The organism is Streptomyces sp. NPDC048650, from assembly GCF_043199095.1.
In the GTDB taxonomy this organism is placed as follows: domain Bacteria; phylum Actinomycetota; class Actinomycetes; order Streptomycetales; family Streptomycetaceae; genus Streptomyces.
The window spans coordinates 65,417-85,647 of record NZ_JBICVM010000007.1; the positions used below are offsets into that span (position 1 = coordinate 65,417).

Below are 20,231 nucleotides of genomic sequence, written 5' to 3' on the forward strand. Positions count from 1 at the left end.
GCGCCGCCATGTCGCAGATGTCGCGGAAGACCCGAGGAGCCGCCCGTGTTCAGCCAGGAAAGCGCCGCCCCCGCAACCGAAGCCGCCGCCCCCGGGCTCCTGGAACCGCACAAGACCCTGCACGACGGCACGGTCCGACAGGTCTTCGTCCCCGCCCTCGCCCCGCCCGTCCGCACCGGCTCCCTCGGCGACCTGCCGTTCGTCAACGACGCCGAGGCCCCGGCCGACGTCGTCCTGGCCCGCAAGCAGCCCAGCGGCGCCTGGCGCGACATCACCGCCGCCGAGTTCGCCGCCGAGGTACGAGCCGTGGCGAAGGGCCTGATAGCGCACGGTCTGAACCCCGGCGACCGGCTCGCGATCATGGCCCGTACGACCTACGAATGGACCCTGATCGACTTCGCGGCCTGGGCCGCCGGACTGGTCACGGTGCCCCTTTACCCGACCTCCTCCGCCCATCAGGCGCGGTGGATCCTGCACGACTCCGGCGCCCGCGCCTGCGTGGTGGAGAACGTCGACGAAACCCGCCTGATCAGCGGCATCCGCACCGAACTCCCGGCCCTCGACCACCTCTGGCAGTTCAACACGGGCGCCGTCTCCCAGCTCGTCACCGCGGGCCGGCACCTTCCGGACGAGGTGGTCGACGAGCGCCGCGCCACCGTCGGTCCGGCCTCCCTCGCCACCCTCATCTACACCTCGGGCACCACCGGACGCCCCAAGGGCTGCGTCCTGACCCATGCCAACTTCTTCGCCGAGGTCGACAACGCCGTCGAGCTGCTCCACCCGGTCTTCAGGTCCGTCAGCGCCGAACCCGCAGCCACCCTCCTCTTCCTCCCCCTCTCCCATGTCTTCGGCCGGATGGTCGCCGTCGGCTGCCTCCGCGCCCGCGTCCGCCTGGGCCACGCCCCCAGCATCCAGACCGACGACCTGCTCGCCGACCTGGCCGCCTTCCGGCCGACCTTCCTCCTGGCCATCCCCTACGTCCTGGAGAAGGTCTTCAACACCGGCCGCGCCACCGCCGAGAAGATGGGCCGCGCCGCCTCGTTCGACCGCGCCGCCCGCATCGCCCGCTCCTACGGCGAGGCCGTCGAGGCGAAGGAGCACGGCACGGGCCCCGGCCCCGGCGTCGCCCTCAAGGCCGCCCGCAAGATGTACGACCCGCTGGTCTACCGCCGCATCCGGGCCGCCCTCGGCGGCAAGGTCCGCTACGCCATCTGCGGCGGCTCACCGCTGGGCCACCGCCTCGCCGCCTTCTACTCCGGCGCCGGCATCGAGATCTTCGAGGGCTACGGCCTGACGGAGACCACCGCCGCCGCGACCGTCACCCCGCCGCTGCGCCCCCGCATCGGCACGGTCGGCTGGCCGCTCCCGGGCAGCGCGGTCCGGATCGCCGACGACGGCGAGATCCTGCTCCGCGGTGGCCATGTCTTCAGCGGCTACTGGGACGCGGGGCGCGGCGCGGCCGTCCCGGCCACCGACCGGGACGGCTGGCTGGCCACCGGCGACCTGGGTGCCCTGGACGCCGACGGCTACCTCAGCATCACCGGCCGCAAGAAGGAGATCATCGTGACCACGGGCGGCAAGAACGTCGCCCCCGCGCCCCTGGAGGACCGCCTGCGCTCGCACCCCCTGGTGGGCCAGTGCGTGGTCATCGGCGACAACCGCCCCTACGTCACCGCGCTGCTCACCCTCGACCCCGACGGTCTGTCCCACTGGCGCCAGATGACCAAGAAGCGGGACGTGCCGCTCGCCGTACTCCTCCAGGACGAACGCCTCCTGGCCGACCTCCAGCACGCCGTCGACGACGCCAACAGCCTGGTCTCGCGCGCCGAATCCATCCGTCGCTTCGCCGTCCTTCCGGCCGAGTTCACGGAGGAAACCGGCCATCTCACCCCGTCCCTGAAACTCCGCCGGGCGGCCGTCGTCCGCGACTTCACCAAGGAGATCGAGTCCCTCTACGCGCGCGGCTGACCCCGCGTACGGGGGCGACCGGCACCGCCTGCGAGCACGGCAGGCCCGCCGGAACGGGCTCGGCACCGCCGCCCGCCACCCCGGAGACACGAAGATCATTCGGCTAGGGTCGCTCAGGTGCGCGTCGACCTGAAGGGGTTGATGACCGTGCCCCCGGACCGGTCGCAGGGTCGCGGGGGTGCTCCGCCGCGCCGTGCGGAAAGAAGCGGCTCCCGCGCTCTGGAGCCCGGGCGCCCGGCGCGTCAGACTGGAACCCCGTGTCACCTCTGTGGGGGAGGTGGCACGGGGCCCTTCGGTGTGCGGCGGCATGGCGGATCGCGGCGGTCGGCCGGCGGGCCGTGCCGGTGTGGCAGTCACCCGGCGCGAGGAGCGAGCGGGCGTAGCCGCCCGCAGGGGCCGGCGACTCGATACCGGGCGACGGCGGCGTGATCCCGTCGCGGCGACCGCGGACCCCGCCCCGCCGGCGGACGGCAGGAGCTTGCCGACCCTCCCGGGCCCCGGGCCACCGGGCGGACGGACGGCGCCGACGGGCGCGGAGCCGTATACGGCGAACAGAATCCCGAGCCCTTCCGGTTTCCCTGCCACGGCTGTGCGCCGGTCGGCCGAGGACGATCCGGAGGAATGGGCGCCGGTGAATTGACGGCGACGGGATGGTGAATTCTCTCGGCGGCGCGGCGGAACCGCCACGTTCCTTGTCGCGCACCTCGCCTACGGGCGGACGAGGAAGTCGAGGAGGAAGCCGAGGGGGAGAGGGAGCCGGCGGGAAGGCGGAATCGGTATTCGGCGCGGCCTGCTTCACGCCCTATCGAAAATTCGTCCCCCTCTGTGGGCAACCGTCCGGCGGGACGCATTCCCGTAGCGAAAGGCCCGGGATTCCTCGGCGGCGGCCGGCCCCGACCGCGGACCGCGGCGGCCCGTCGGACGGCGGGCCCGGGTTCACTCCGGAACGCCATTGTCGTCACTGCGTTCGAATGGCGGTCGGTGGGCGGTCGGTGGGCGAGAGGGATGCGCCACCGGATGCGGATCCCCTGCCCTGCGGGTGGCGAACGGCAGGCCCGGCCGGAGGCCCTCGCGGTGGTGGCGGCGGTGGCCGCGGGCCGCCAAGTGGGGTCTGCCCAGGGGCGGTAGGGGCGGCACCCGGGGCAAAAGGCAGGAGCCCCGCTCCCCACCGAAGTGGAGGAGCAGGGCTCCTTGGGTACTGCTAAGTCGACCTAAAGGTCGGACCGGGCAACTTAGACCGGCGTAACGTTCTCCGCCTGCGGGCCCTTCGGACCCTGCGTGACGTCGAAGTTAACCTGCTGGTTCTCCTCCAGGGAGCGGAAACCAGAGGCGTTGATCGCCGAGTAGTGGACGAAGACATCCGGGCCGCCGCCGTCCTGGGCGATGAAGCCGAAGCCCTTTTCAGCGTTGAACCACTTGACGGTTCCGGTAGCCATAAGCCCTCCTTGGGCCAAAGGGTTGCCCTGCTCCAGAACCTGCAAACAAGTCTGAAAACTACAAAAGCCTGCGGGTCACATGCTCCGCAGGCTCTGTACTGCAAGGGAAACCAAACTGCAACTTGCGGTGAGCCTAGCACGGTGCGCTCGTGAGGCGGAAGAGCCAAAGATCACGTTTAGCCGAAGCGGGCGAGGGCCATGTGCGGCCCCGCCGCGTTGCCCCGGAGGAGACGGGTCTAGCCTCCGCATGTGGACAATTCAACCTTCGGAGACGCACCCGCAGTCGCACCGGCCGACTACCGTCGGAGCCGGCCGCGGGTGGGCCACATCCAGTTCCTGAACTGCCTGCCCCTCTACTGGGGCCTCGCGCGGACCGGCACCCTGCTCGATCTGGACCTCACCAAGGACACCCCGGAGAAGCTCAGCGAGAAGCTGGTGCGTGGGGAGCTCGACATCGCACCGGTGACCCTGGTCGAGTTCCTGCGGGCCGCCGACGATCTGGTGGCGTTCCCCGATCTCGCCGTCGGCTGCGACGGGCCGGTGATGTCCTGCGTGATCGTCTCGCAGAAGCCGCTCGACCAGCTGGACGGCGCCCGGGTGGCCCTCGGGTCGACCTCGCGGACCTCCGTACGGCTGGCCCAGCTGCTGCTGGCCGAGAAGATCGGCGTGCGGCCGGACTACTACACCTGCCCGCCGGACCTGGGCCTGATGATGCAGGAGGCGGACGCCGCCGTGCTGATCGGCGACGCCGCGCTGCGCGCCAACCTGCACGACGGTCCCCGGCTGGGTCTGGAGGTGCACGACCTCGGGCAGATGTGGAAGGAGTGGACGGGTCTGCCGTTCGTCTTCGCCGTCTGGGCGACCCGGCGCGAGTACCTCGAGCGCGAGCCGCTCGTCGTGGAGAAGGTGCACGAGGCGTTCCTGGCCTCCCGCGACCTGTCGCTGGAGGAGGTCTCCAAGGTCGCCGAGCAGGCGGCACGCTGGGAGACGTTCGACGAGCCGGTGCTGGAGCGGTACTTCACCACCCTGGACTTCCGGTTCGGGGCCGATCAGCTGCGGGGCGTGACGGAATTCGCCCGCCGGGTCGGGCCGACGACCGGATTCCCGGCCGATGTGAAGGTCGATCTGCTGGGGGCCTGACACCCGTCGCCAAGGCCCCGGGGCCGGGGCCGGGCCACGCAGCCCTTGCCGATCCCCTCCGAGGCGGCCTCCCGCATGCCGCGGACGTGATGCCGCGGACCTGGCCCTTGGCGCCGGACGGGGATGTCGCTGCCGTCCGTCGCCGTAGCGGTCCGCGGACGCGTCCGTGTCCGGGGTCGGGCTCGGGACGGGCAGGGCGGCGAGGAAGGGCCTGCTCCATCGGCCGCCGCCAGGTCGTCACGTGCGCCCTGTTTCGATGCGGAAAGTGGTGCACAGGTTTCCGAAGACCGCGCAGGGCATGGGCCATAAGCTGAGGTGCGCCGTACGAGGGGGAGGCACACCATGGAGCCGCTGACAGGGGAGGATCCACGGGTCCTGGGCGGATACCGGTTGCTCGGCCGGCTCGGTGCCGGCGGCATGGGGCGGGTCTACCTGGGGCGCAGTGAGGGCGGCCGTACGGTCGCGGTGAAGGCCGTCCACGCGCAGCTCGCGGCCGACGACCAGTTCCGCGCCCGGTTCCGGCGGGAGATCGAGTCCGCCCGGCGGGTGGGCGGCAGATGGACCGCGCCCGTCCTGGAGGCCGACCCGGACGCCACCGTGCCCTGGATCGCCACCGGCTACGTCGCGGGCCCCTCGCTCGCCCAGGCGGTCGCCGATGTCGGACCGCTCGGCGAGCACTCCGTACGGGCCCTGGGTGCCGGGCTGGCCGAGGCGCTGGCCGCCGTCCACGCGCTCGGGCTGGTGCACCGGGACGTCAAGCCGTCCAACGTGCTGCTGACCCTCGACGGGCCACTGCTGATCGACTTCGGCATCGCCCGGGCCACGGAGGGCACCGCCTCGCTCACCTCGACCGGCGTCTCCGTCGGTTCGCCGGGATACATGGCGCCCGAGCAGATCGTGGGCGAGGGCGCGGCGGCGGCCTCGGACGTCTTCTCGTTCGGGGCGGTGCTGGCGTTCGCGGCGACCGGGGTCAGCCCGTTCTCCGGGGAGTCGTCGGCCGCCCTGCTCTACAAGGTGGTCCACGAGGAGCCGGCGCTGGGCCCGCACCTCGCCGGCGAACTGCGGGAACTGGTGGCCGCCTGCCTGTCCAAGGACCCGGCCGCCCGGCCCGCCCCGCCGGTGCTCGCCGCGCGGCTCGCGGGGGAGGGGAGCGCGGGGGCCGCGGAGCTGGTGCGCGCCGGATGGCTGCCCGGTGCCGTGGTGGAGCAGGTCAGCCGGCGCGCGGTGGAGCTGCTGAATCTGGAGGCCGTGGCTCCGGCCCCGCCCGGTGCGGGGTTCGGACCGCCGGACCCCTCGTACGGGCGGAGTGCGGACCCTTCGTACGGGCAGCCCTCCGGGCTCGTGCCGTTCGAGACGGAGGCGTCCGGGCCCGTCGGCGCGCCCACCCCTGCGCCGGCGGCGTCCGGGGCGCCCGTCCGCCCGGCCGGGCCGCCGGCCGCCCCGTGGCCGGTGGCCGGGGTGGCCGCCGCCGATGCGCCGACCGCGGATCCGTCCCCGGCCGCCGGCAAGGAGCGGCGGATCGCGCTGACCGGGGCGGTCGGCGGCCGGGAGCGCCCGCGCCGGGTGAGCTGCGCGCTGGTGCTGTCGGTGGCCGGTGCACTGGCCGCCGCGACGACCGCGGCCTTCGTCTTCCAGCTGCTGCCGGGCGGGGAGAGCGGCAACGACGCCGCCGGCGCCCGGCCGCCGGCCCACCGCACGCCGTCCCCGGGAGCCTCCACACCCGGGGACGGCGCCGCCGGGGCCACCGTCGCCAAGGGGTTCGTCGGCACCTGGTCCGGCAGCGTGACGACGGCGCGCGGCCTGCCCAACGGCACGATGACGAGCGTGATCAAGGAGGGCGGCAAGGGCGACTACGTCATCCACACGACGTACGACGTGGTGGTGGTGCGCTGTGCGGCCAAGGCGAAGCTGGTGTCGGCGAGCGAGCGGCGCCTGGTGCTGAGGGAACGGCCGGACGGCAAGCAGGGGCCCGGCTGCACGGGCACCACGTCCCAGGTGACGTACACGCTCGGCAAGGACGGCGGGATCACCTTCGCGTCGGACGACGACGCGGGCGGCACCCCGAAGGCGACCCTGACCCGACGCTGACCGGAGCGCCGACCGGGGCTATGGGACGAGGGCGCCGTCAGGGCCCGCGCGAGGCCCGTGCCCCGGCTGCGCGGCGCAACACCCGACCGGCGGCCGGGGCGTCGGACCCCTGACGTACGCTGGTTCGGTCGTTATGCCCGCCTCCGAAAGGGACGCCCCGGTGACCGAGAACGCCGACCTCCAGTCCGTACTCGACCGCGCCGCGCAGGGCGGCCGCATCACGCCGGAGGAGGCGCTCGACCTGTACCGCTCCGCGCCGCTGCACGCGCTGGGACAGGCCGCCGACGCCGTGCGCCGCCGCCGCTACGCAGGCACCGAGCACATCGCCACGTACATCATCGAGCGCAACATCAACTACACCAATGTGTGCGTGACGGCCTGCAAGTTCTGCGCCTTCTACGCCGCGCCCAAGGACACCGCCAAGGGCTGGACCCGCGACCTGGACGACATCCTGCGCCGCTGTGCGGAGACCGTCGAACTGGGCGGCACCCAGATCATGTTCCAGGGCGGCCACCACCCGGACTACGGCGTCGAGTACTACGAAGAGCACTTCTCGGCGATCAAGAAGGCGTACCCGCAGCTGGTCATCCACTCGCTGGGCGCCTCCGAGGTCGAGCACATGGCCCGGATCTCCAAGGTGTCGGTCGAGGAGGCCATCTCGCGCATCCACGCGGCGGGGCTGGACTCCTTCGCCGGCGCCGGTGCCGAACTGCTGCCGGCCCGGCCCCGCAAGGCCATCGCGCCGCTGAAGGAGTCGGGCGAGCGCTGGCTGGAGATCATGGAGGCGGCCCACCGGCTGGGTGTGGAGTCGACGTCCACGATGCTGATGGGCACCGGCGAGACCAACGCCGAGCGCATCGAGCACCTGCGGATGATCCGGGACGTCCAGGACCGTACGGGCGGCTTCCGCGCCTTCATCCCGTACACCTACCAGCCCGAGAACAACCACCTGAAGGGCCGGACGCAGGCCACCCTCTTCGAGTACCTGCGGATGATCGCCATCGCCCGGATCTTCCTCGACAACGTCGCGCACATCCAGGGCTCCTGGCTGACCACCGGCAAGGAGGCCGGCCAGCTGTCGCTGCACTACGGCGCCGACGACCTGGGCTCGATCATGCTGGAGGAGAACGTCGTCTCCTCGGCGGGTGCCAAGCACCGCTCCAACCGGATGGAGATCATCGACCTGATCCGGAAGGCGGAGCGGGTCCCGGCGCAGCGGGCGACGACGTACGAGCACCTGGTCGTGCACGACGACCCGGCGAACGACCCGGTGGACGAGCGGGTGGTCTCGCACCTGTCCTCGACGGCCATCGAGGGCGGTACGGCGCATCCGGAGCTGAAGCTCGTCCAGGCCAACTGACCGTCCGATGCTGACACTTCACCGCGTGCGCGGGGTCCGGCTCGTCCATGACGGGCCCCTGGACACCGGGCACGCGGTCGTCGTCGACGGCGCGCGCATCGCCGCCGTCGGCCCGTACGACGCGCTGTTCGCGACCTACGGCGAGCAGGCGCGGGTGCGCGAATGGGACGGCGCGCTGACCCCGGGCGGCCACGAGCCGGCCGGGGCGGCGCTGTTGGAGGCGGCCTACCACCCCGACCCGCGCGAGGCCGACGAGCTCGGCAGCGAGCCGATCACGGGGGAGGCGCTCGCCGCGCTCGGGATGACCGAGGCCCGCTGGGGCGCCAGCGCCCGGCGGGGGCTGCAACGCCTGCTGGCGACCGGCACGACGGCGCTGACCGGGCCGTTCACCCGGCCCGCGGTCCGTACGGCGGTCCAGCGGTCCGGCATCGTGGAGCTGCCGGACCGGCGGCCGCGCGCGCTGACCGTCGGGGGGCCCGCCGACTTCGCCGTCTTCGGGGAGGACGGCACCTGTCTGGCCACCGCACTGGCCGGCCGACTGGTCTTCCGCCGACGCTGACCGGACGCCTCCGGTCCTGTCGTGTCCTGTCCTGGCCCTCGCCCCGGCGAGCGACCTGGCTCCTGACCTGGCTCCTGACCGGCCTCCTGATCTGCCTCCTGACCTGGGCCTCTCGACGGTGCGGACTCCTCGGCGATCTTCGTCAAGGGTCCGTCAACGCGGCTGTGCCGCACGTCAGAGCGGCGTCAACGGAAACGGAACGAGCGGTGCGGTCCGGCAGCATCGCTGATGCGGGGACGGCCGGCGCCGGCCGCTCACGATGCGCTGCACCGTGGGATGCCCGGATGTTCTGAGGGTGGGGGTCCCCCCGGCTCGAACGGAGCCGAGAGCTCGGGGGAATCCGGCCGTCCCCGACCAGCCGTCCCGGACCGGCCGTCGACGCGGCCCCGTGCCCGGTGCGGGCGCCGGCCGCCCCACGGTGGACAATGGCCGGGTGACCCGAGCATCCCTGGACAAGCAGCCGCACGAAGTCGCCGCGATGTTCGACGACGTGGCGGCGCGGTACGACCTCACCAACGACGTGCTCTCCCTGGGGCAGGCGCGGCTGTGGCGCAAGGAGGTGGAGCGCGCGGTGGCCGCGCGGCCCGCCGAGCGGGTCCTCGACCTCGCGGCCGGCACCGGCACCTCGTCGCTGCCGTTCGCCCGGACCGGGGCCTACGTCGTGCCGTGCGACTTCTCCGTCGGCATGCTGGGGGAGGGCAAGAAGCGTCACCCGTGGCTGCCGTTCACCGCCGGCGACGGCACCCGGCTGCCGTTCGCCGACGGGGTCTTCGACGCCGTCACGATCTCCTTCGGGCTGCGCAACATCCAGGACACCGACGCCGCGCTGGCCGAGCTGTACCGGGTCACCAAGCCCGGCGGCCGGGTGGTGATCTGCGAGTTCAGCGAGCCGACCTGGGCGCCGTTCCGGACCGTCTACACCGAGTACCTGATGCGCGCGCTGCCGCCGGTCGCCCGCGCGGTCAGCAGCAATCCGGATGCGTACGTCTATCTCGCCGAGTCCATTCGCACCTGGCCCAACCAGCCCGAACTCGCGTCCCGCATGCAGGGCGTGGGCTGGACCAAGGTCGCCTGGCGCAATCTCACCGGTGGCGTGGTCGCACTCCACCGGGCGACGAAACCGGCCGGCTGAACCGGCCGACGAAACCGGCCGACGAAACCGTCCGGCCCTTCGGGCGTCCGGATGACGGCTTTTCGGGCATCGGCGGAGCCGGCGGGATCCGCTTCGGCAAAGTCGCGTCACCGGGCGTGAGTTGGCGGGAACCATGCGTGGGACAGTCATGTCCCTAACGTTCGCGAGTGGCAGCTGTCCGCTGCCCGTCGAGTTCCCCGGAGTCCGTTGTGTCCGACCGTTCTGCCTCCTGCCCGGAATGTGGTTCCTCCTCGCCGCCCGAGGCGCGCTTCTGTATGGGCTGCGGCGCGGCGCGGCTTGCCGCCGCGCCGCCCCTGCCGGACGCGCCACCGCCCCCGCAGCCCCCGGCCCGGCCTCCCGTCCCGGCGGCGCCGCCCGGCCCGCCGCCGTCCGTGGCCCCCGCCCCCGCCCGAGCTCCTGGGGAGCAGGGGGGACCCGCATCGCCCCTGGGCGCCTTCCTCGGCCGGACGGTCCGGGGCGACTGGGTCGCGGCCCTGAAGATCGCCGCCGGGCCGACGTTGCTCCTGCTGGTCCTCGCGGGTGTGCTCGGCATCTTCTCGTCGGACGACGCGGACTCCGCCGGCCTCGGCTGGGGGATCCGCATGCGCTGCTTCCTCGCGCTGCTGCTGCAGGGCGTGGGCGGCGGGGTCACCCTCTCCGGTAGCGCCACCGGCCCCCTGGGCGGGCTGGGCGAGGGACTCAGCGGCGAGATGTCGGTGTCGCTGATCCCGCTGGTGGTCACCGGACTGTGGGTGACGCTGCTGGCGGTCGCCGCCCGCAGGGCCCGCCGCGCGGCCGCCGCGACGGTGGCCGGGGCCCCGGGCACCGCCCCGTCCGGCGGAATACCGGGCACGGCCGTGCTGGAGCCGGTGCTGCGGGTCGCGGTGCTGTGCGGCGTCGGCAGTCTGGTGCTCGGCCTGCTCGCCCAGCCCTCCTACGACGGCCTGGAGCTGTCCTCGTCGGCCTGGTCCGCGCTGCTGTGCTCCTTCCTGCTGGCGGCCGTGGTGAGCGCCGCCGTGCTGGCGCGCGACGAGGCACGGGCCTGGCTCGCCGTCCGGCCCGGATGGCACGTCGCCGTCACCGCGCTGCGCACCGCGCTGATCGCGCTGCTGACCGTCGTCCTGGCGGCCGGACTGGTCGCCTTCGTGGTCGTCCTCGCGAACGCGGACGACGTCCAGGGCGGCGACGCGGTCGCCCTGCTGGTGCTGCTCCCCAACCTCGGCGCGCTGGCCCTGGCGCTGGCCTGGGGCGCGCCGGTGAACGCCGAGCTGAACCTCCCCGACATCCCGTTCCTGGAGTCCGGCCGGCAGTCCATCGGCTACTCCGAACTGGCGGACCTCGCAGGCGGCTGGGGACTGTTCGGCATCATCGCCGGCGGTCTGGCCTGCGCGCTGCTGGTCGGTTTCCTGGCGGTCCGGCGCAGCGCCGACCGTCGCGAACAACTGCTGGCCGCGGGCTTCTTCGTGGTCGCACTGGTGCTTGCGGTGTGGGCCGCCGGAGCCGGCGCCTCGGCCGCCTTCCACGAAGCGGTCGGTGGTGGCTTCGGCGATTCCGGCGGTGGCTTCGGCCGCGAGTCGGGGAGCGGCTTCGGCGACTACGGCGGCAGCCCCGGCGGCGGTGCCACCGCCCACGGCGAACTGGCCGCCGGCGGCCCCGAAACGGTGCTGCTCGCGCTGGTGTGGACCTTCGGCGCGGTGCTGATCGTCCCGTACCTGCTCCTGCTGGTGGGCCGCGGCGGCCCGGCCGTCCTCGCCGCGCCGGCCGGTGCTCCCACGGTGCCCCCGGCCACCCCCGGCATGCCGACGGCGCCTCCTGCACCGGCCCCGGCCTCGGCCGCCCCGGCGCCCCCGTCCGCTGCGCCGCCCGTCGCCCCGCCGGCGCCTGCCGCACCGCCCACGCCGCCGGCTTCGCCCACGCCGACGGCTTCGCCCACCCTCGCGGACGTGCCCGCGGTGCAGCCCGCTCCCGAGGCTGCCGTGCCGCCGGACGCACCCGTGGCGGCGCCGCCCGCCGCCCCCGAGGACCTCGGGTCGGCCCGGCGCCCCGTGGTCAAGTGGGTGTCGATGGCGCTCATCGCGTTCCTGGTGGGTGGCGGTGCCACGGCCGGCGCGCTGTACCTCAAGAACCACCGCAGCACCGCCGAAGCGGCCCACGGGGCCGAGCAGTCCGCCGTCGAGAAGAGCGGCCGGGCCACCGCCCGCCCCGCCCCCTCCGAATCTCCCGCCCCCTCCGACTCCCCCGAGCCGTCCGGCTCCCCGTCCCCCGCGTCCTCCGTCTCGCCCTCCCCCTCCGCACCTGACGAGGGCCTCCCCGCAGGCTTCGAGCGGAAGGACGACCCCTACGGCTTCTCGGTCGGTGTGCTGAGCGGCTGGGAGCGCTCGACAAAGGGCACCCAGGTCGACTACAAGGCCCCGACCGGCACGTCGTACCTGCGCGTCGGCGTCATCGCCCACGCCCCGCAGTCGTCGTACGACAACTTTCTCAGCATGGAGAAGGGCGCCGAGAAGCGCACCGACTACCAGCGGACGGAGCTGAAGCGGAACACCTTCGAGGACAGCGACGGCGCCCGCTGGGAGTTCACCTACGTCAACGACACGGGGAACACCATTCACGCCATCGATCAGGCGTACATGGCGGATGACGGCACCGAATACAGCATTTACTACGAATGTCTGGACTCGGAGTACGACGCCAAGAGCGACGAGGTCTTCCGTACGGCGCTCAGCAGTTGGGACGTTCCCGACGCCGATGTGGACTAGCACGGCAACTGCGTGTGCACTGACGCGCTGTGGGGTGTCGGGCAGGCCCGGCATGCGAGGTGACATCCGCCGAGGAGGTGGCGGAGGACTACCGGAGCCGGATCCCGTGGGGGCGGCGATGAGGAGCGTTTTCGGATGGAGGACTTCATGAACGCGATGGACCAGCCGGAGGCGCCTGATGTCGAGCAGGTCCTGAGACACAACTCCGCACTGCGGAACCGGCATGTCGCCGGACGCCTCGCCATTGGCGTCCCGCTGTTCGTGTCGCCGTTCGTCTTGTACTCGCTGGGAGTGCCGGATTCCTTCTTCACGATGCTGCCTCTGGTCCCCGGCGGGTTCGTACTCATCTTCCTGGCGCTGCGACTCATCCATGGGCGGCGCTTGGGCGTGTGCAGGAAGGTTCTGCACACCTATCCGCTCGAATATCGCACGCGAGTGGAGAGGAAGGCGGAAGGAGACAGGAACGGGGAGGCGTGGAAGTACCTCGGCACCATTCACACGGTCAAGCTCTCCAGCCGCGGCCAGCATGGCGCTCCGCGTATGCGGGCCGTGAATGCCTCGACGGTGCGGCGTTGGCCCAAGGTGGCCGAGGACGGCGGAGCCTGGTTCGCCGGTGATCCTGCCTTCGGCGGCGTCATGATTGTCCCCGGCAGCAACGACATGTTGTTCATGCAGCCCGCGAGCTGGGCGAAGTTCGAGAAGGAGCGTGCGCAGGCCGACCCCGCACGGATCGCGCGGGCGCAGCAGGCGGGCATTTCCCAGCTGCTCGAGCGCGACCCGCGCATCCCGCTCGGGCTGTAACGCAACCCGCGCCTGCCGTACCACCAGGGGCGTTGACGGGAACAGCGCATCCGCACCCGTCAACGCTCCCCGGTCAACGCCCCGCCACCTCCGGCCGCTACGGGGCCGGAATCTCCAGCCGATGGCAGTAAGCCGTCCGCTTCCCCACCGGCGTGATCACCGTCTCCGCCGGCCGCATCCCCAGCCGCCGGGCCACCGCCAGGGACCGCTCGTTGCGTGCGTCCACCATCGCGACCACCTCCCGCACCCCGGCCGCCCGTACCGCCTCAAGTGCCGCCTGCGCGGCCGCCGTCGCATACCCCTTGCCCCAGTACGCGCGCCCCAGCCGCCAGCCGATCTCGATCTCGCCCGCCGGGCCCCACTCCCACGGCCACGGCTGCGCGCCGGTGAACCCGATGACTTCGCCGTCCGCCGGATCCACCAGCGTGTAGAGGCAGAACCCCCGCTCCGCGTGGTGCCGGCGCTGCCGCGCGGTGAGCTCCTCGTACACCGAGAACTCGGCCGGTGCGCCGCCGTGGAACTCCATGACCTCCACGTCGTTGAAGACCCGGTGCCAATGCAGCGTGTCCTCCTCGGTGGGCACGCGCAGTTCGACGGCGGGCAGCGGTCCGTACGCCGCAGGAGGGGCGTCCGCGGGCGCCGGGCCGTCCGTCGGTCCGGCCACGGTCTCAGGCTTCATGGGGCAACCCTTCAGTTTCCGATCACCAAGGCCCCCATAGACTGCCCGTGCCCCGTGCCGGTCGGCACCCAGATATCCAGATATCGACGTCATCGGCTTCCATCGACCTCCGGGAGAGCCCCCGTGACCGAGTCAGCGCCCGCGTCCGTGAGCGAGTCCGTGACCACACCCCGCTCTGAACACAGCGCGGACGTGATCGTCGTCGGCGCCGGGCCCGCCGGCTCCACGACCGCCTACCACCTGGCCAGGTCCGGCCTGGACGTCCTCCTTCTGGAGAAGACGGCGTTCCCGCGCGAGAAGGTCTGCGGCGACGGCCTGACGCCGCGCGCCACCAAGCAGCTGGTCGCCATGGGCATCGACATCTCCGAGGAGGCGGGCTGGCTGCGCAACAAGGGGCTGCGCATCATCGGCGGCGGCTCCCGCCTCCAGCTCGACTGGCCCGACCTCGCGTCGTACCCGAACTACGGACTGGTCCGCAAGCGCGACGACTTCGACGAGCAGCTCGCCCGCCAGGCCCAGAAGGCCGGCGCCCGCCTCTACGAGCGCTGCAACGTCGGCGCGCCCGTCGTCGACGACCTCACCGGCCACATCACCGGCGTCCACGCCAAGCTCGGCGAGGAGAAGACCCCGGTCACCTTCCACGCGCCCGTCGTCGTCGCCGCGGACGGAAACTCCACCCGGCTCTCGCTGGCCATGGGCCTGCACCGCCGTGAGGACCGCCCGATGGGCGTCGCCGTACGCACCTACTTCACCTCTCCCCGGCACGACGACGACTACCTGGAGTCCTGGCTGGAGCTGTGGGACCGGCGCGGCGCCGAGGACCGCCTCCTGCCCGGCTACGGCTGGATCTTCGGCATGGGCGACGGCACGAGCAACGTCGGCCTGGGCATCCTCAACTCCAGCTCCGCCTTCCGGGAGCTCGACTGGCGCGAGATCCTCAAGGCGTGGTGCGCCTCGATGCCCGCCGACTGGGGCTACACCCCCGAGAACATGACCGGCCCGATCCGCGGCGCGGCCCTCCCGATGGCCTTCAACCGCCAGCCCCACTACACCAAGGGCCTCCTCCTGGTCGGCGACGCCGGCGGCCTGGTGAACCCGTTCAACGGTGAGGGCATCGCCTACGCCATGGAGTCCGGCGCCATCGCCGCCGAGGTCGTCGTCCAGGCCCAGGCCCGCGCCACCTATGCCCAGCGCGAGCTGGCGCTGCACCGCTACCCCAAGGTCCTCAAGGACACCTACGGCGGCTACTACTCCCTCGGCCGCGCCTTCGTGAAGCTCATCGGCAACCCCAAGATCATGAAGATCGCCACCCAGCGCGGTCTCACCCATCCGATGCTGATGCGCTTCACCCTCAAGATGCTCGCCAACCTCACGGACCCCACGGGCGGGGACGCCATGGACCGGATCATCAACGGCCTGAGCAAGGTGGCGCCGAGGTCGTGAGGCGGCGCCGCGGGTGGCGCAGGGAGCAGTAGCGCCCGGGGCGGGACATCCAGGTGCCGGGTGAAGCGCCCGGTCAGGTGCGCCTGGTCGTGGAACCCCGCGGTCATGCGACATCGGCCGGGCGCCGTCCGGCGAGCAGGAGCCGGACGGCGCCCGGCCGATGCGTGTGCCGGTGAGGCGGGTGTGCGGCGGCAGGCGGAAGCGGGAACCGGACGCGGTGTGCGCCGGGGGTACGCCGAAGGGCCGCCCCTGGGGATGGGGGCGGCCCTTCACAGGCTCCGGTCACAGGCTCCGGGAAGGCGGCGGTCTCAGAGGACGCGCACCGCACCGGTCGGCTGGTCGTAGCTGAGCGGGCGCTCGACGATGCCGGTGCTCGAGTTCTGGGCGCCGATGAAGTTGCCGTTACCGACGTACACGCCGACGTGGTAGGCGCTGCCCGCGCTGCCCCAGTAGAGGATGTCCCCGACCTGGAGGTTGTCCAGACCGACCTGGGTGCCGGCGGTGGACTGGTCCTGGGAGACGCGCGGCAGGTCGATACCGACCTGCTTGAACGCGGCCTGGGTCAGACCGGAGCAGTCGTACGAGGAGGAGCCGGTGGCACCGAGGACGTACGCCTTGCCGAGCTGGGCCTTGAGGAAGGAGACCAGGGTGGCGGTGGTGCCGGTGGCGGTGGACGTCGCGGAGAGGGAGGTGCGCTCGCTGGAACGGGAGGCGCGGGCCTGGGCCTCTTCCTTGGCCTCCCGGGCCTCCGCGGCCTTCTTCTTGGCCTCGGCCTCGGCCTTGGCCTTCTTCACGGCGGCGGCCTTGTGCTTCTCCGCGGCCTTGGCGGCCTTGGCGAGCGCGCTGTCCTGGAGGGCCTCGCGCTCGTAGTTGAACGCGACCTGCTGAGCGGTGTCGGCGCTCTTGGCGGCGCTGGTCGCCAGCGCCGTCGTGATGGTGGGCATCTCCTGTGTTTCGGAGACGGGCTTCTGCGCGGCGTTGGCCGGCACGGTCGCGCCGGTGACCGCGAGGGTGAGGAAGCCACCGGTCACGCCCGCACGCAGGGCCCGCGAGGACGCGGAACGGCGGGGCTTCCGGTGGCTGGGTATGAGTGCGTTCGGGGACATGGCACCACGGCTATCAGGAGCCGAAGGTTGCTGCCAACAAAGGTGGGCTCCACCACATTTGACGTGTACGCGACGAACAAAAGGGACTTTTGGTTGCGCGGGGAGGCCGCGGCGCGATGTCCGGATTTCGCGATCATGTTCCTGTGCATGGCATTTGCTGCCGCAGAACGGGGTCGGAGGGGCTTATCACCTCCACATCCGCCACGCCAAGGCTTCCCAGCCGTCAAGGACCTACCGCCCGAAAGTGCGTGGGATAGGTCACTCTTGAGTGTCCGTTATGTTCCCGTGATCTGACGGCGTGGGCCGCTCGGCGGTTCGCCCGGTCGCGCGCCCGATCGTCACGCCCTCGGCCGCTCGTGAATGCGGGCACGCGCCGATGATCACGGTCACGTCACGGCCGGATCACTCAACGGTGTGGGATGCATATAGCAGTTGACCGTGGCCCGTGCCAATTTGCTTGCACGGGCCATCACTTGATAGTGCAACCACACCTCTGACCAGCGGTAACCCCGAGGAATGTCACCTCTCGTGATCACTCGGGTGCTTCCCGTACGAAGATCACCAGTCATCCGGCTTCATGATCCTTCGTCAGGTGGTGAAGATCACAAAGTCGTTGTCGAACCCCGTGTCGCAGATCACAGACCGGCGGGCATAAGATGCAGGCGTTCGGGCTTGTGAACTGCCTCACATGTGCACGATCTCCATGGGGCGGTCGGTGGGCCCGGGCGGACCGCCATCCAGTCATCGTCGACTGAAGGGAGCGAGGACGGTGAACGCTTACGCGCCCATCCTCGTACTGGGAGCCCTCGGGGCAGGCTTTGCGATCTTCTCTGTCGTGATGGCCACGCTCGTCGGACCCAGGCGCTACAACCGGGCGAAGCTTGAGGCGTACGAATGCGGAATCGAGCCGACCCCGCAGCCGTCCGGCGGCGGTCGCTTTCCGATCAAGTACTACCTGACGGCGATGCTCTTCATCGTTTTCGACATCGAGATCGTCTTCCTCTACCCCTGGGCCGTCACCTTCGACGCCCTCGGGCTTTTCGGGCTCGTCGAGATGCTCCTCTTCGCGCTCACCGTCTTCGTCGCCTACGCCTATGTCTGGCGTCGTGGCGGCCTGGAATGGGACTAGGGGTCACACATGGGACTTGAAGAGAAGCTGCCGAGCGGCTTTTTGCTGACCACTGTCGAGCAGGCCGCGGGATGGGTGCGCAAATCATCGGTCTTCCCCGCGACCTTCGGGCTGGCCTGCTGCGCCATCGAAATGATGACGACCGGCGCCGGGCGGTACGACCTCGCCCGCTTCGGCATGGAGGTCTTCCGCGGCTCTCCGCGGCAGGCGGATCTGATGATCGTGGCCGGCCGGGTGAGCCAGAAGATGGCGCCCGTGCTGCGGCAGGTCTACGACCAGATGCCGAACCCGAAATGGGTGATCTCCATGGGCGTGTGCGCCTCGTCGGGCGGCATGTTCAACAACTACGCGATTGTGCAGGGCGTTGACCACATTGTTCCCGTTGACATCTATTTGCCGGGCTGCCCGCCGCGCCCCGAAATGCTGATGGACGCCATTCTCAAGCTGCACCGGAAGATCCAGGACACCAAGCTCGGGGTCAACCAGGAGCAGGCGGCCCGCGAGGCGGAGGAGGCGGCGCTCAAGGCCCTCCCGCTGATCGAGATGAAGGGGCTGCTGCGGTGAGTGAGCCGACGAACCCCGAGGGCGACCAGGGAAACCGCAACGGCGGCGTCCCGGTCCAGCGTGACGACACCGGCGAGGTGATCGGCACCCGCCGCGGCATGTTCGGTGCCAACAACGGCGGCGACACCTCCGGTTACGGCGGCCTGGTCCGGTCCGTACGGCTGCCCGGCGCGACCCGGCGGCCGTACGGCGGATGGTTCGACGAGGTCGCCGACGAGCTGGAGGGCGCCCTCGACGAACAGGGCCTCGTCCCGGAGAACGTGATCTCCAAGACCGTCGTGGACCGCGACGAGCTGACCTTCCACATCGAGCGGGAGTACCTCCCCACCGTCGCCAGGACACTGCGCGACGACCCGGCGCTGCGCTTCGAGCTCTGTACGGGCGTGAGCGGGGTGCACTTCCCCGGCGACAAGGGCCGCGAGCTGCACGCCGTCTACCACCTGCGCTCGATCACCCACAACCGGCTGATCCGGCTGGAGGTCTCCGCCCCGGACGCCGACCCCCACGTGCCCTCGCTCGTCGACGTCTATCCGACCAACGACTGGCACGAGCGCGAGACCTACGACTTCTTCGGGCTCGTCTTCGACGGTCACCCGGCGCTGACGCGGATCATGATGCCCGACGACTGGCAGGGCTTCCCGCAGCGCAAGGACTACCCGCTCGGCGGCATTCCCGTCGAGTACAAGGGTGCCCAGATCCCGGCTCCCGACCAGCGGAGGTCGTACAGCTGATGACCACTCCTCCTGTAACCCCGCGAGACACGACGGAAGGCACGGTCTACACCGTCACCGGCGGCGACTGGGACGAGGTCGCGGCGGCCGCCGTCAAGTCCGACGACGAGCGGATCATCGTCAACATGGGGCCGCAGCACCCCTCCACCCACGGCGTGCTCCGGCTGATCCTGGAGATCGACGGCGAGACCGTCACCGAGGCCCGGTGCGGCATCGGCTATCTGCACACCGGCATCGAGAAGAACCTCGAGTACCGGACCTGGACGCAGGGAACCACCTTCGTCACGCGGATGGATTACCTCACCCCGTTCTTCAACGAGACCGCCTACTGCCTGGCCGTCGAGAAGCTGCTCGGCATCACCGACCAGGTCCCCGACCGGGCCTCGGTCATCCGCGTGCTGCTGATGGAGCTCAACCGGATGTCCTCCCACCTGGTGGCCATCGCCACCGGCGGGATGGAACTGGGCGCCACGACGATCATGATCTACGGCTTCCGCGACCGGGAACTCATCCTCGACATCTACGAGCTGATCACCGGCCTGCGGATGAACCACGCCTACGTCCGCCCCGGCGGCCTCGCCCAGGATCTCCCCCCGGGCGCCGTCGACCAGGTGCGCGCCTTCGTGAAGAAGATGCGCAAGAACATCCCCGAGTACGACAAGCTCGCCACCGGCAACCCCGTCTTCAAGGCCCGGATGGAGGGCATCGGCTATCTCGACCTGGCCGGCTGCCTGGCCACCGGCGCCACCGGTCCCGTGCTGCGTTCCGCCGGACTGCCCCACGACCTGCGCAAGACGCAGCCGTACTGTGGATACGAGAACTACGACTTCGAGGTGCCGACCGCCGACACCTGCGACTCCTACGGCCGGTTCCTGATCCGGCTGGAGGAGATGCGCCAGTCGCTGCGCATCGTCGAGCAGTGCCTGGACCGGCTGGAGCCGGGGCCGGTCATGGTCGAGGACAAGAAGATCGCCTGGCCGGCGCAGCTGGCCCTGGGCCCGGACGGCCTCGGCAACTCCCTGGACCACATCAAGAAGATCATGGGCACCTCGATGGAAGCCCTGATCCACCACTTCAAGCTGGTGACGGAGGGCTTCCGGGTCCCGCCCGGACAGACCTACGCCGCCGTGGAGTCCCCCAAGGGCGAGCTGGGCGTCCACGCGGTCAGCGACGGTGGCACCCGCCCCTACCGCGTGCACTTCCGCGACCCCTCCTTCACCAACCTGCAGGCCATGGCGGCGATGTGCGAAGGCGGCCAGGTCGCCGACGTCATCGTCGCCGTCGCGTCCATCGACCCCGTGATGGGAGGCGTCGACCGGTGAACGACGTCCAGCTG

At 71.4% G+C, this 20,231-nt stretch carries 16 protein-coding genes; 13 read left to right on the forward strand and 3 right to left on the reverse strand.

The window, feature by feature from the left end:
* The first annotated feature begins 45 nt into the window (after nt 1-45).
* Entirely contained in the window at nt 46-1,968 is a 1,923-nt protein-coding gene (locus ACGFML_RS20825) for an AMP-dependent synthetase/ligase (RefSeq protein ID WP_393545725.1), read from the forward strand.
* A gap of 1,232 nt (nt 1,969-3,200) precedes the next feature.
* Here ACGFML_RS20825 and ACGFML_RS20830 read toward each other — a convergent pair.
* Nucleotides 3,201-3,404, reverse strand: coding sequence for a cold-shock protein (locus tag ACGFML_RS20830; RefSeq protein WP_003984261.1), 204 nt, complete (start codon nt 3,402-3,404; stop codon nt 3,201-3,203).
* A 249-nt stretch (nt 3,405-3,653) separates the two neighbouring features.
* Between ACGFML_RS20830 and ACGFML_RS20835 the strand changes: the two genes are divergently transcribed.
* From ACGFML_RS20835 to ACGFML_RS20865, 7 genes are all read left to right on the forward strand, one after another.
* Nucleotides 3,654-4,544, forward strand: a complete 891-nt coding sequence (locus ACGFML_RS20835) for a menaquinone biosynthetic enzyme MqnA/MqnD family protein (protein ID WP_393545727.1) — start codon at nt 3,654-3,656, stop codon at nt 4,542-4,544.
* A 342-nt stretch (nt 4,545-4,886) separates the two neighbouring features.
* Nucleotides 4,887-6,632 (forward strand): serine/threonine-protein kinase, encoded by a 1,746-nt coding sequence (locus ACGFML_RS20840; RefSeq protein WP_393545729.1) that lies wholly within the window; start codon nt 4,887-4,889, stop codon nt 6,630-6,632.
* A 160-nt stretch (nt 6,633-6,792) separates the two neighbouring features.
* Nucleotides 6,793-7,992 (forward strand): cyclic dehypoxanthinyl futalosine synthase, encoded by a 1,200-nt coding sequence (gene mqnC / locus ACGFML_RS20845; protein WP_393545731.1) that lies wholly within the window; start codon nt 6,793-6,795, stop codon nt 7,990-7,992.
* 7 nt (nt 7,993-7,999) lie between these two features.
* Nucleotides 8,000-8,551: a hypothetical protein gene (locus ACGFML_RS20850; protein ID WP_393545733.1), complete on the forward strand. Its 552-nt coding sequence runs from the start codon at nt 8,000-8,002 to the stop codon at nt 8,549-8,551.
* 433 nt (nt 8,552-8,984) lie between these two features.
* Complete coding sequence (locus tag ACGFML_RS20855; RefSeq protein ID WP_393545734.1) at nt 8,985-9,683, forward strand: demethylmenaquinone methyltransferase; 699 nt, start codon at nt 8,985-8,987, stop codon at nt 9,681-9,683.
* A gap of 209 nt (nt 9,684-9,892) precedes the next feature.
* Nucleotides 9,893-12,442, forward strand: coding sequence for a hypothetical protein (locus ACGFML_RS20860; protein WP_393545736.1), 2,550 nt, complete (start codon nt 9,893-9,895; stop codon nt 12,440-12,442).
* Between the two features lie 135 nt (nt 12,443-12,577).
* The gene (locus ACGFML_RS20865; RefSeq protein WP_393545738.1) at nt 12,578-13,243 is read left to right on the forward strand and encodes a hypothetical protein; all 666 of its coding nucleotides are present in this window, start codon (nt 12,578-12,580) and stop codon (nt 13,241-13,243) included.
* A gap of 97 nt (nt 13,244-13,340) precedes the next feature.
* Here ACGFML_RS20865 and ACGFML_RS20870 read toward each other — a convergent pair whose 3' ends face one another.
* A complete protein-coding gene (locus ACGFML_RS20870) occupies nt 13,341-13,922 on the reverse strand; it encodes a GNAT family N-acetyltransferase (RefSeq protein WP_393545740.1) in 582 nt (193 codons plus the stop codon).
* A gap of 123 nt (nt 13,923-14,045) precedes the next feature.
* Here ACGFML_RS20870 and ACGFML_RS20875 point away from each other — a divergent pair, with 123 nt between their 5' ends.
* Nucleotides 14,046-15,365, forward strand: coding sequence for a geranylgeranyl reductase family protein (locus ACGFML_RS20875; protein ID WP_393545742.1), 1,320 nt, complete (start codon nt 14,046-14,048; stop codon nt 15,363-15,365).
* Between the two features lie 308 nt (nt 15,366-15,673).
* On the opposite strand, the gene ACGFML_RS20880 is transcribed toward ACGFML_RS20875, so the two are convergent.
* Nucleotides 15,674-16,471: a C40 family peptidase gene (locus ACGFML_RS20880; protein WP_393545744.1), complete on the reverse strand. Its 798-nt coding sequence runs from the start codon at nt 16,469-16,471 to the stop codon at nt 15,674-15,676.
* Between the two features lie 769 nt (nt 16,472-17,240).
* On the opposite strand from ACGFML_RS20880, the gene ACGFML_RS20885 reads away from it, so the two are divergent.
* Genes ACGFML_RS20885 through ACGFML_RS20900 form a run of 4 tightly spaced genes read left to right on the forward strand, consistent with a single transcriptional unit; the run spans nt 17,241 to nt 20,217 of the window.
* Entirely contained in the window at nt 17,241-17,600 is a 360-nt protein-coding gene (locus ACGFML_RS20885) for an NADH-quinone oxidoreductase subunit A (protein ID WP_030262580.1), read from the forward strand.
* A 9-nt stretch (nt 17,601-17,609) separates the two neighbouring features.
* The gene (locus ACGFML_RS20890; RefSeq protein ID WP_046927389.1) at nt 17,610-18,164 is read left to right on the forward strand and encodes an NADH-quinone oxidoreductase subunit B family protein; all 555 of its coding nucleotides are present in this window, start codon (nt 17,610-17,612) and stop codon (nt 18,162-18,164) included.
* Nucleotides 18,161-18,895, forward strand: coding sequence for an NADH-quinone oxidoreductase subunit C (locus tag ACGFML_RS20895; RefSeq protein WP_393545746.1), 735 nt, complete (start codon nt 18,161-18,163; stop codon nt 18,893-18,895). Before ACGFML_RS20890 ends, ACGFML_RS20895 begins: the two co-directional genes overlap by 4 nt.
* Nucleotides 18,895-20,217: an NADH-quinone oxidoreductase subunit D gene (locus ACGFML_RS20900; protein ID WP_393545748.1), complete on the forward strand. Its 1,323-nt coding sequence runs from the start codon at nt 18,895-18,897 to the stop codon at nt 20,215-20,217. Before ACGFML_RS20895 ends, ACGFML_RS20900 begins: the two co-directional genes overlap by 1 nt.
* The last annotated feature ends 14 nt before the right edge of the window (nt 20,218-20,231 follow it).